This is a genomic window from Microvirga soli, assembly GCF_016734765.1.
Taxonomy (GTDB): Bacteria; Pseudomonadota; Alphaproteobacteria; order Rhizobiales; family Beijerinckiaceae; genus Microvirga; species Microvirga soli.
The window spans coordinates 1-11,798 of record NZ_JAERQE010000088.1; the positions used below are offsets into that span (position 1 = coordinate 1).

Annotated in this window: 8 protein-coding genes and 4 pseudogenes; 6 read left to right on the forward strand and 6 right to left on the reverse strand. The window is 59.9% G+C overall.

What is annotated here, in order from left to right; all coding sequences use genetic code 11:
• Positions 1 to 160: 160 nt before the first annotated feature.
• Positions 161 to 519: pseudogene (locus tag JKL45_RS28330) on the reverse strand (transposase); the annotation flags it as partial.
• 13 nt (positions 520 to 532) lie between these two features.
• Between JKL45_RS28330 and JKL45_RS30310 the strand changes: the two are divergent.
• Positions 533 to 658: pseudogene (locus tag JKL45_RS30310) on the forward strand (IS110 family transposase); the annotation flags it as partial.
• Between the two features lie 512 nt (positions 659 to 1,170).
• Here JKL45_RS30310 and JKL45_RS28335 read toward each other — a convergent pair.
• The gene (locus JKL45_RS28335; RefSeq protein ID WP_201865127.1) at positions 1,171 to 2,610 is read right to left on the reverse strand and encodes an amidase; all 1,440 of its coding nucleotides are present in this window, start codon (positions 2,608 to 2,610) and stop codon (positions 1,171 to 1,173) included.
• 174 nt (positions 2,611 to 2,784) lie between these two features.
• On the opposite strand from JKL45_RS28335, the gene JKL45_RS30990 reads away from it, so the two are divergent.
• The gene (locus JKL45_RS30990) at positions 2,785 to 3,462 is read left to right on the forward strand and encodes an AbrB family protein (RefSeq protein ID WP_376771090.1); all 678 of its coding nucleotides are present in this window, start codon (positions 2,785 to 2,787) and stop codon (positions 3,460 to 3,462) included.
• On the opposite strand, the gene JKL45_RS28345 is transcribed toward JKL45_RS30990, so the two are convergent.
• Both JKL45_RS28345 and JKL45_RS28350 read right to left on the reverse strand, forming a co-directional pair.
• On the reverse strand, positions 3,433 to 4,629 hold the full coding sequence (locus tag JKL45_RS28345) for an MFS transporter (RefSeq protein ID WP_201865129.1): 1,197 nt from the start codon (positions 4,627 to 4,629) through the stop codon (positions 3,433 to 3,435). The two genes, JKL45_RS30990 and JKL45_RS28345, sit on opposite strands and share 30 nt — an antisense overlap.
• 82 nt (positions 4,630 to 4,711) lie before the next feature.
• Positions 4,712 to 5,359, reverse strand: coding sequence for a GntR family transcriptional regulator (locus JKL45_RS28350; protein WP_201865130.1), 648 nt, complete (start codon positions 5,357 to 5,359; stop codon positions 4,712 to 4,714).
• A gap of 211 nt (positions 5,360 to 5,570) precedes the next feature.
• Here JKL45_RS28350 and JKL45_RS30735 point away from each other — a divergent pair.
• The 4 genes and pseudogenes from JKL45_RS30735 (at position 5,571) to JKL45_RS28370 (ending at position 10,470) form a co-directional block, all read left to right on the forward strand.
• A pseudogene (locus tag JKL45_RS30735) lies at positions 5,571 to 6,952 on the forward strand (SLC13 family permease).
• Positions 6,953 to 7,004: 52 nt separating this feature from the next.
• Complete coding sequence (locus JKL45_RS28360; protein ID WP_201865133.1) at positions 7,005 to 8,381, forward strand: malonyl-CoA decarboxylase; 1,377 nt, start codon at positions 7,005 to 7,007, stop codon at positions 8,379 to 8,381.
• Positions 8,382 to 8,437: 56 nt separating this feature from the next.
• Positions 8,438 to 9,961 (forward strand): malonate--CoA ligase, encoded by a 1,524-nt coding sequence (locus tag JKL45_RS28365; protein ID WP_201865131.1) that lies wholly within the window; start codon positions 8,438 to 8,440, stop codon positions 9,959 to 9,961.
• Between the two features lie 272 nt (positions 9,962 to 10,233).
• Positions 10,234 to 10,470 (forward strand): hypothetical protein, encoded by a 237-nt coding sequence (locus JKL45_RS28370; RefSeq protein WP_201865132.1) that lies wholly within the window; start codon positions 10,234 to 10,236, stop codon positions 10,468 to 10,470.
• Between the two features lie 197 nt (positions 10,471 to 10,667).
• On the opposite strand, the pseudogene JKL45_RS30325 reads toward JKL45_RS28370, so the two are convergent.
• Positions 10,668 to 10,769: pseudogene (locus JKL45_RS30325) on the reverse strand (TerC family protein); the annotation flags it as partial.
• Positions 10,770 to 11,052: 283 nt separating this feature from the next.
• Complete coding sequence (locus tag JKL45_RS28375) at positions 11,053 to 11,616, reverse strand: LysR substrate-binding domain-containing protein (RefSeq protein WP_246499073.1); 564 nt, start codon at positions 11,614 to 11,616, stop codon at positions 11,053 to 11,055.
• Positions 11,617 to 11,798: the final 182 nt, after the last annotated feature.

Here is an 11,798-nt window from a genome sequence, read left to right on the forward strand (position 1 = left end):
CCCGAACAGAAGCAAGACTTCGGCGACAGGACAGTCACTCAGGGGATTGACACCCAACGGCCCATTACAGAAGCACTACTTTGGCACCTTCATCAGTGAGCCAAGGGTAAAGCGAGCCTGACACATTGGACATCGCAGGTGTATGGCGTGCGCCAAATGATCAAGCAGCATGCGCCGGATGGCCGGTAAGCTGGGTTGTGGTGGTGGCCCGCTGGCGCTTCTTTTTTCCCCTTTGGCAGCTCGCAAACGCAGATGCTGCAGGATCAGGGTCAGCAGCGCATGCCGATGCAAGCCGCGCCACGAGCGGCCCTCGAAGTGATCGAGCCCAAGTTCTTCCTTGAGCTGCTGGTGCGCCTGCTCGCAGACCCACCGCGCCTTGATGAGAGACGCCAGCTGCTTCAGCGATGTGTCGGAAGGCGGGTTGGACAGGTAGTACTTGCGCTCGCCTGAGGTGCGATGCTCGCCCACAAGCCAGACTTCGTCTCCCGGCAGATGCTGACCGGTCCGTCCCTGCAGACGCACCTAAGCAGGGCAACTGTTGGCGCGGCGGGCCACCAAGGTGGCGGCGGTGGCCCTGGCCAACAAGATGGCCCGGATGGTGTGGGCGATCATGGCCAAGGGCGAGCACTATCGGGAGCCTGTTGTACAAGCGGCATAATCATCGTCGGAAGGCTCCGGCGATCACGAGGTTGGAAAGGGCTTACGGACACGAATGCAGGATCCTGTCGAACCGGGAGGCGGGACACCCCACATGTGCCAGAGCATCTTGGAATGCGAGCTTTTGGTCGGGACCCCTTCGCGGAGGGCATGATGGCCAGCGGTCATGCGTACCGCTCCAACAGGTCGAACACATGGCCGCACCGACCAGCCTTGCAGAAGCGTTCAACAAATCCCTTGCCAACGGGGAGCGGTCCACACAGGGCACGTTCCAGAAGTAAGTCGAACTTCTGTAAAGGCGTAGCGAGCGGACCTTCATTTGATCCACTCTATGTTACACTTTGACCGGAGCGGACCTTCCTGTGGTCCTAATTGCCTTTCCAGGGATCGGAACAGCAGCTTGCTCATGATAAGGCGCAGCTTCGCAGGTCTTCGTGCACCGGAGATGCTGCACGTCATGCTCGTCCACTATAGGACCGCGAGTAAGCTTACATGCCATCTGAGGCCGGTAGGCTAGCTCGGTAGGTCCATCGCACGCGGCGACCGCGGATCGATTGGCGTGGTGCCTCGCATCCCAAGGATGTCCTCCAGGGCACGCGCGCCGGCCAGGACCCTTCCCTCCGCACGGGCGCGGCCAACGATCTGCAACCCAACAGGGCGTCCATCGCGGGTGAAGCCACAAGGAAGGCTGAGGGCTGGTGCGGCCGTCAGGGTGATGGCGTAAGCGATAGCCAACCATTCGACATAGTTCGAGAAGCTGTGGCCAGCACATTCGCCGACATAGCGTTCCCCCGCTGGATAGGCGGCTACAATCGTGGCGGGGCAGAGAAGCAGATCATAAGTGTCGAAGAAGGCGTTCATCCTACGAAACAGGGTAGCGCGCTGGTTCTCCGCCCGGACAACGTCGGCCATCGAATAGTTCAGGCCCTGCTCGATGTTCCAGATCACCTCCGGCTTCATCTTGTCCCGATGGTTCTGCAAGAGGCTGGCATGGCTGACGGCAAACGTCATCCCGCGCAGAACCTGAAAGGTGTCATGGACTTCCGACAAGTCGGGATGCGCCTCTTCGACGATGGAACCCAACTCCGTGAACCGTTGCGCCGCGGCCTGGCAAATGGCGGCGACCTCCGGATCGACGGGCGTGATACCCAGATCGGCAGAGTAAGCCACTCGCGCTGGTCGCCACCCCGAGCGTGCCGCAGCCAAAAAGCTTTCTGTCCTGGGCAATGAAATGGGATCGCCAGGGTTCTCCCCGGTCATGGCGTCGAGAAGCAGAGCGGTGTCCTCCACGGTGCGGCCCATTGGGCCGTTCACGCTGAGGAACCGATCAATTTTCGCGCTAGGTGTGCTGGCGACGCGGCCGGGGCTCGGCCGCAGGCCGACCACACCGCAGAAGCTGGCCGGATTGCGCAGGCTGCCGCCTAAGTCGGATCCCTGCGCCACCCACGCTGTTCCCGTGGCGAGTGCAACTGCGGCCCCACCCGATGATCCCGCGGCGGAGAGGGCTGTGTTCCACGGATTCAATGTGGTGCCGAAGACCTCGTTGAATGTGTTGCCGCCGGCGCCGAACTCCGGCGTATTGGACTTGGCATAAATCAACCCACCTTCAGCTTCGAGCGTCTGGACCAGGATGTCCGAGGCCTCGGGCACGAAGTCTGCGAAGATGGGCGAGCCGTGGGTGGTGCGCACCCCCGCCACGTCGGTCAGGTCCTTGATTGGCACCGGCAGTCCAGCCAAACGGCCACGTTCGCCGAGGGGGCGTTGCATCAGCCGGCCAGCCTGCTCGCGGGCGCGCTCGAAGCACAGGATAGGAAGCGCGTTGACCCTACCGTCTACGGCGGATGTGCGGGCTTCTAGAGCGTCAAGACAATCGAGCGGGGAGACCTCGCCCTTTTGCAGAAGGTCGACAACCGCACAGGCTGTGAGTTTGGTCAAACCCGTGTCAATCGTCATGATCCTACACCCTTGCCGTTAACGCGCCATCGCGGCGGTTCGTGTTCACTTCATAGCACATCCAGTGCTCGCCCGAACCTCAACCGGACATGTCTTGAGAGTGAGGCACGTCTGCCGGAACGAGTAAATCGTTCATACGGCTATCAGCGGAAGGGACTTCAAGCTCTGCTCAGAATGGCATGCAACCGATGGTTCATCTTGGGAGCAGAACCTGTGAAGCCTGAATCGGAGGTGCTTTCCGCATTCGACTGGCTGGTTCTGTTGGGGTGCGCCGCCCTTGGCTACGTTATCGGACGTCCTCTCAAGATGGTCGGTGGTGTCATGGTCGTACCATTGATCCTGAGCGCGACCGTCCATGGCACTGGTCCGACGCAGCTTCCTCCACCATCCTGGCTCATCGCGATCATGCAGTTGGTCATAGGCTGCATCGCAGGTTCCCGCTTCGCCGGTGTCCGATGGCATGAGGTCCGCACCTCGGTTGTCCAGGGGCTTGCGTGGACGGCGATTATGCTCATGGCGGCACTTGCTGCAGCGGTCCTGTGCTCGATGTTCGTCGACGCGTCTGTGCCGGCACTCCTTCTCGCTTTTGCATCCGGCGGCATTGCGGAAATGACGATTGTGGCCTTCGCTATGGGCATCGAAGTCGCTTTCGTCATCTGCTGCCATGTCTTCCGATCGATTTTCCTTGTTGTCGGGGCGCCAGCGCTGTACCGCAAATTGCATAAGGTTTATGGACGAAGAAGGCATCACCGACCAGAAGGTCGCTCATGGCGCAGGCTCCTGGGTCCGCGCGACTATCTCCACCGTATTACAAGATCAGCCTTACCGAGCTGGCAGGCTGGATGGTTCTGATGGAGATTGTACGGCAAGAAAAAAGCCGAGAGAGCAGAGAAAAATCACTGTTCCAAAAGTGGCTGCCATGCTCAGGACGAGGGTGAACCCGCTCATCCCGTGAAGAAGCGCGATGAGTGGTACGGCCAGACCGCTCGTCGTGAACCCAAGGAAGTAGCGGACACTGAATGCACGGGCTCTATACTGAGCTGGGACGTAACGGGCGACCATTGCATCGTTTACGACTACTTGGCCATAAATCGCCGCCATGGCCAGCACCAAGCCAGCCAGCATGGGGATCCCGCTCGTCAGAGCGGCAAGCCCAAGCCCGAGCGGCTGCAGGATCGTAAGGCCGACAAAGATCCTTGGTAGTGTATATCGGTCGACAAGACGGCCCATCAGGAGCTGCGTCAATGCCCCGAAGACAAACACGAGCGTGGCCAGGGAACCGATCACGACCAGGGGAAGGGTGGTACCGGCACGCTCATCTATAATCTTGGGAAGCGCGATCGTCGTGATGTTGAAGGTCATGCCGCCTGCCACAATCGCCGCCGCAAACAACAGGAAGAGCGTCATCGGGCGCGTAACCGGGATTTCGGCACGTGCGCTGCCGGACTTGCCATGAGGGTCTCCGTCACCGGGCACAAGGATGATGAAGGCGATCCCAGCTAAGAGGCAAGTAAGTCCGGGAAAAATGAACGCAGCGCGCCAGCCAAGGCTTGCGGCCAAAAGAGCGGTGATCCCGGAGGCGAAGGCTGCGCCGAGATTGCCCCACACGCCATTGATGCCGAGATCCCGTCCAAGATGACTTGTATGGGTGACCAGAGCCGTCGAGCCGATCGGATGATAAATCGCTGAGAACAGGCCAAGTACAAAGAGCCAGATGCCGAACATGACCGAAGAGTTCGCGGTCGAAAGCCCTAAACACGCAATCCCGCACCCACCGAAGAAGATCCCCAGCAGGTTGCGGCGCCCCACGCGATCTGCGATCCAACCCATAGGGAGTGAGAACAGGCCAAAGGCCACGAAGGCACCCGTCGAGAGGCTAATGAGACTGTCATAAGACAGCTGCCGCTCTGCCGCGATGGCGATCACAGCCGTCGGGTAGATCAGCAGGACGAAGTGATCGAGTGCGTGCGCGATGTTGACGAAGGTGATCGTGCGGCGAGAGAGCAGGTCAGGAGACATCTTTCTTATTCTCCGCAATATTTGTGCGCGACACTCCGCAGCGCTCCAACTCCGCGGCAATTCCCCAAAGTCGATCGCGCGGCTAGGCCGCGCGATCAAAACTTGCGATGAAGTCCGCCAAGCGTTCGCCCTGGATCAGGATGTGCTCCCGGAGGAGGCGCTCGGCCCGGTCGCTGTCTCCGGCACGGATCGCATCAACAATGCCCTGGTGCTCCGCCAGTGAGTTCGCCACTCTGCTGCGAGCCCGAAGCTGGAGCCGTCGATATGGCTTTAGGCGGGCATGCAGTTGGTGCGCCTGCTCCGCCAGAAAGGCGTTTTGGCAGGCCTCGTAGATGACGTGGTGGAAGCGTTCGTTTGCATAGTAATAGGCATCCGCATTCTCCTGCGATGCCTCCTGAACACACTCGTCGTGCGCCTTCTCAAGTTCCTTTTGCATTGGTTCAGTGATCCGGCGCGCCGCCAGGGCCCCGCACATGCCTTCAAGGGCGGCCATCACTTCGAACCGCTCAACGACGTCCTTGAAGCTGAGTGACGCGACGAACGCGCCTCGTCTTGCTTGCAACTCTACCAATCCGGTGGAGGCAAGCTGCATCAGAGCTTCTCTAATTGGGGTCCGGGAAACCTCAAAACGAGCTGCTAGGCTTTGCTCGTCCAGCCGATCTCCAGGTCGAAACCTGCCTGTCACAATGTCCTGTTCGAGGGCGTCCCGTAAGGCTTGAGCGCGTCTCATCTTACATATCCTGCTCCTACGCTACGCATCCTAAAACAGCAGCATATAATCTCACAAGTCATTTATTGTATACAAGACAATTGACACATAATGCAAACACGCGCAATCTCTGACCAAAGGGCAATGAGGGATCCGCCTGCGCAATCCCCGCGAGCTGGCCCACAGCCGCTCGTCCACCGGACGCAGAGGAGGAAACAGAGGAGCGGGTGCCATGTCACCACAGCTGATCTCAATCTACGCGCTCGTGGCGATGTTCGTGGTCGCCACAATCCTGCCGATCAACATGGGGGTGCTGGCATTTGTCGGTGCGTTCCTGGTCGGAACCCTCGTGGCCGGTCAAACCACCAGTGCCATCATCGCCGGCTTTCCCGGCGGCCTATTCCTGACCCTGGTTGGGATCACCTTTCTGTTCGCCATTGCGCAGAACAACGGCACCATCGACTGGCTCGTCCGGCTTGCGGTCAGGGCTGTACGGGGTCGGATTGCCGCAATCCCGTGGATAATGTTTGGGATCTCCGCCGTTCTGACATCCGTCGGTGCGGTCAGCCCGGGTGCGGTTGCCATTATTGCCCCGGTCGCGCTCGGCTTCGCACTAAAATACAGCATCTCGCCGTTGCTGATGGGCCTCATGGTCATCCATGGTGCTCAAGCCGGCGGCTTCTCGCCGATTAGTATCTATGGTGGCATCACCAATCGGATTGTCGCAAAGGCAGGGCTTCCGCTCAGCGAGATCACGACCTTCCTGGCGAGTTTTGGCGTCAACCTTGCCGTCGCCGTCCTGCTCTTCTTCGCGCTCGGCGGCCGCAAGCTCCTCCAGGCGAGGGCAGTTGCGCCGGCTGCCGTCAATGTCCCCCCGTTCAGATAGCGATGCCGCAGTCAGGCCCGCAAATCTTTGGCGACTCCGAGGCCGAGGCCCTCAGCGAGGAGATCAGGCTCGAGACCGGACAGAAGCCGAACCGCTCGATCATGGAGAGTTCAATTGAGGTATCGGAAACGCCCGAGGGTGGTCTGTACCAGATCGTCACACTGCTTGGGCTCATCCTACTAGCGGTTCTTGTCCTCGCCTTCAACCTCGACATCGGGTTCGTGGCGATTACGATTGGCTTGGGTCTGTCCTTGATCGCGCCGACTCTGCAGAAACGTGCCATGGGCCAGGTTGCATGGCCCGAGATCATGTTGATCACGGGTGTGAGCACCTATGTGGTTGTGCTCGAGAAGATGGGCACCATCTCCTTTGTCGGCGACAGCGTGGCGGGTCTTGCGTCTCCGATGCTTGCCGCCCTGCTTCTGTGCTTCATCGGCGCTTTAGTGTCAGCCTTCGCATCCTCCACAGCTGTGCTTGGATCCCTTATTCCGCTCGCCGTTCCGTTCCTGCAGGCCGGAACGGGCGTCAGCCCGATTGGCTTCATTGCCGCCATGGCCGTCTCGTCGACCATCGTCGATGTGAGCCCCTTCTCGACCAATGGCGCTCTCGTCCTGGCTAATGCCCAAGGTGTCGACCGGGAGGCGTTCTTCCGCAAGCTCATGGCTTATGGTGCCCTTGTGACAGTAGTCGCGCCGATCGTCGTCTGGGCTCTGTTTGTCGTGCTGTGAAGCTCATCGTCTGGTGAAAATGTAGGAGATGAATGTGAAGCTCTCTCGATCAATGGCTGGACTGGAGGCGGCGCCAGCCTTCCTGAGCGACTTGATAGATACATTGACTGAGCGAGGGCGTTCCCTGCTCGGGCCGAAGACTGGGCGGGAGATTGTCGCAAAAGACGCTCTCCCGACGATCGGCGAGTTGCTGCTCTCGCGCCGGGGCGAGGCCTCGGGCGTAGCGCTCGCGCAAACCCTCCTAGCGAGTTACAACGCCGCGCCGGGCGAGGACCGGCTCGTGTTTCTCCAGGCGCTGGCGGATCGCTTCGGACCTGATCGCCGCAGGATTGAACTTGCCATCGAAGCAGTGCGCCAGGATCAGGGTACGGATGCACTGGAGGGCCTGCATGCTGCGGCGGAACCAAGAAGGCAAGAACTGATCCGGCGTCTGAACTTGGCTCCTGGCGGAACCTCGGCCTTGGTGCAGATGCGCGAGGAACTGCTCGCGTACCTGCCCAAGCACCCGGAGCTGAAGCCGGTCGACGCGGACTTCTCACATCTGTTCTCATCCTGGTTCAATCGGGGGTTTCTGGTGCTGCGGCCGATCGACTGGACCACGCCTGCCAACATTCTGGAGAAGATCATCCGCTACGAAGCTGTGCATGCGATCCAGAACTGGGACGACCTGCGCAACCGCCTCCAGCCGGATGATCGTCGGTGCTATGGCTTCTTTCACCCACAACTCGTCGACGAACCGTTGATCTTCGTCGAGGTGGCGCTCACCAAGGAGATCCCCGGTGCGATCGGTCCGCTGCTTGACTTGAGTCGCACCCCGATTGCCGCGGCCGAGGCAACGACCGCCGTGTTCTACTCGATCTCGAACACGCAAAAGGGGTTGGGCGGGGTGTCCTTCGGCAACTTCCTGATCAAGCAGGTAGTGGAGAACCTCAAGCGCGAACTGCCGAACCTGAAGACCTTCGTGACCCTCTCGCCAGTCCCGGGCTTTGCCCGCTGGCTGGATCGCGAGCGCATAACGAAGGAGTCAAGCTGTCTCGACAGTGCAGCGAAAGAGGTTCTCTCGATCCTTGATGAACCAGCCTGGAGCACGGACCCGGAGAAAGTCGAGAACGTTCGTGATGTCCTTCTCTCAGTCGCGGCCTACTACTTCCTGAAGGCCAAGGATCCTAAAGGTCGTCCTGTCGATCCCGTGGCCCGTTTCCATCTCGGCAATGGAGCACGGCTCGAGCGCCTGAACTTTATCGGCGACGTGTCCTCCAAGGGCCTGAAGCAGGCACACGGTCTGATGGTGAACTACCTCTACGCTCTCGATGAGATCGAGAAGAACCATGAGGCCTTCGCCGAGAAAGGCGTGGTCGCTGCCTCGCCCATGGTCCGCAAAGCCTTGCGGACCGATCTGCCCTCCCGCGATCTGGTGCCCGCCCCATGACCGCACCAAACCCATTGACTGGGTCCATCATTGACCCTCGCTTCGGAGCCCATGCCATGAATGCGAACCTGTTCGACCGGCTCGAAAGTTCGATTGCAGATCTCACCCAGCCAGCCATCACCTCACCCGCCGGTGAGACGGTTAGCTACGCCGACCTGATCGCACTGTCAGGCCGATTGGCCAACGCGTTGACGGTCCGCGGGGTCAAGCCCGGCGATCGGGTTGCGGTCCAGGTCGAGAAGTCGGTACCGGCTCTCGTCTTGTATCTTGCCACCGTCCGGGCCGGAGCGGTCTATCTGCCGCTCAACACCGCCTACACGCTGGCGGAACTTGAGTACTTCATCGGTGACGCCGAGCCGTCGGTTGTCGTCTGCGATCCTTCCAAACGCGAAGGGATCGAGCAACTGGCCGCGAAGGTTGGAGCTGCGGTCGAGACGCTCGACGCCAAAGGGCAGGGCACGCTGACGGACGCCGCAGCCAAGACCCCTGATACGTTCGGGACGGTGCAGCGCGCTGGCGATGACCTTGCGGCGATTCTTTACACCTCGGGTACGACTGGGCGTTCCAAGGGGGCCATGCTCACCCACAACAATCTCGTATCGAATGCCCTAACCCTGAAAGAGGTCTGGCGCTTCACGGCGGACGATGTGCTGCTCCATGCCCTGCCAATCTACCACACCCATGGGCTGTTCGTGGCCAGCAACGTCACCCTGTTCTCCGGCGCGTCGATGATCTTCCTGCCGAAGTTCGATGCCGACGAGATCCTAGGGCTGATGTCCCGCGCCACGGCCCTGATGGGCGTGCCGACCTTCTATGTGCGGCTGCTGCAGCATCCTGGCCTTACCAAAGAGGCGACCGACGGAATGCGCCTGTTTGTGTCGGGCTCGGCCCCTCTGCTGGCCGAGACCCACCGCGAGTGGAGCGCGCGCACCGGTCACGCAATTCTGGAACGCTATGGAATGACCGAGACGAACATGAACACCTCCAATCCCTATGACGGGGACCGGGTGCCCGGCGCCGTCGGCCTGCCGCTGCCCGGCGTGTCGGCCCGTATTACCAACCCGGACACCGGTGAAGAGCTGGCGACGAACGAGATCGGCATGATCGAGGTGAGGGGGCCGAACGTGTTCAAGGGCTACTGGCGCATGGCGGAGAAGACAGCGTCCGAGTTCCGCTCGGACGGCTTCTTCATCACAGGCGACCTCGGCAAGATCGACGAGCGTGGCTATGTGCATATCCTCGGCCGCGGCAAGGATCTGGTGATCACCGGCGGCTTCAACGTCTACCCTAAGGAGATTGAGGACGAGATCGATGCCATTCCAGGCGTATTCGAGAGTGCCGTAATTGGCGTGCCGCACAAGGACTTCGGCGAGGGGGTGACCGCAGTGGTCGTGCGCTCGAAGGAGGCAGAGGTCGACGAGCAGACGGTCTTGGCGGCACTCGACGGACGCCTGGCGAAGTTCAAGCTGCCCAAGCGAGTCGTCTTTGTCGATGATCTCCCGCGCAACACCATGGGCAAGGTCCAAAAGAACGTCCTGCGGCAGCAGTTCGCTGACCTCTACACGGCCAAGGCTTCATAAGGCGCAGTCGAGAGTCAGTTAGGATGCGTATGGGGGTCGTAGCCTCAGGTCTACGGTCCCCACTCGTTTTGGCGCCTCGGAAGGTAGCGATACCCGACTGTCGAAGCTGGCGGACGTACCAGAGCGAAGGGGACTGCCAAAGGGCTATGTGCCTATGTACGGATTGCATGACGAGCATGCAGCTTTGTCTATTTTGAACGACCAAGTGAACAGCCATATCAATCGAAGGAAACGCTCAAGGACTTTTAGAATTCCAGTAAGGAGTTTGTTCCTTGACCATCATCACTCTACTTCGCCATTCGCTGGCTAATCTTCACCGTAATTCTGCGCAAATCCAACAGCAAAAGACTCTTCGCTCCAGCGAAAGAAGCTACGGATTTTGGTCGACCTTGATTGCGGCACGCCTGCAGGAGGCGGAACTTTTCGCCGCCGGGTATGTACCCGAGCCGAATAATGCAGCTGCTGGGGAGCCCGTCCGCCAGTTCAAAGGCTGGGCATACCATCGCTGATAATGACAAAATCAGCTCGTAAATCTGCAATAGGGTCTAATATATTTGGCCGAATTCCCGAACGGGAACCAACGCTTCGGCTGGTTTTCAGCGGCCATGAATGGGCTCTAAAAAACCAGTAAGACCAGCGATCATAGAGCTAGGTGACAGCTCGCTTCTCAAGCGAGACGAGCCATCTCTCTAGTTCGTACGTCGGGCTATACAGTGTTGATAAGAGGCCAGACCTCCAGGGCGCCTCGGTAAATCATCGCGATCGACACGTAGAGGATGATGGCAAGGCCCACATAGGCAATCCAGCGAGCCGGACGAGCGGCCACCCCATGAAGGCAGCTATCGGCACGACGCGGAAGTAGACCGAAGGTCGGCTTACAATAGGAACAGCAGATCTTCCAGAAGGGCGTGAGATCGTCGCTGCCTGACCCAAAGCGGGCATTTCATGGGAGAATGCCCCGCTGCCGCTACAGCCGTTGAAATGAGGGTTTGTCGTTATCAGCCGCGAAAGCCAAGTGCTTCCAGAACGACGGCGAAAGCGGGTGCGTGCTGCCGGCTGCTTGGGTAGTAGAGTTGGTATCCAGGGTAGGGTTAGCACCAGTCGCCCAGCACCCGTACCAGCTTCCCTTCCCTGATATGTTCTTCGACTAGGTCGTCGGGCAGGTAAGCCAGTCCCACTTTGTCCAATGCCGCTCTCCGTGCAGATTCCAGGCTGTTGACCGCAAGTTGGCCTTCGACGCGCACGTTGATCTCGCGGCCGCGCGGCTCGAACTCCCAGGGGAAATACCCGCCTCGCGTCGCCCGCCGCATGTTGATGCAGCGATGCCCGGTGAGGTCTTCCGGACGCTTTGGCGGAGGATGCGTCTTGAAGTATTCCGGCGTTCCGACGATCGCCTGCCGCATTTCCGGGCCGATGCGCACCGCGATCATGTCCTTCTCGAAGAACTCGCCCACGCGGACGCCGGCATCGAAACGTTCGCTCACGATGTCGGTTAGGTCCTCGTCAGTCACGAGTTCGATCGTGATGTCGGGATATTCGCGCATCACTTTCGACAGCTTTGGCCAAAGCACGGTCTCGGCGGCATGCTGGGTCGACGTGATCCGAACGATGCCTGATGGCTTGTCCCTCAGAACGGCTACCCAGGTGTTCTTCAATGGCCATACTCACAGCGGGCTAGGCAGAGCGGCTGCAGACAGTGGCTCTTTACTGCCTTATGGCGATGTCACATTAACTGACACCGGGCGCACCGAAAGCAAATTGGCCGCTTAACCAGCTCAATCAATGAGACCCGCCGCGGCTCTCCATTCTGCCATGGCGTTGATGCGATAGAGGTGGA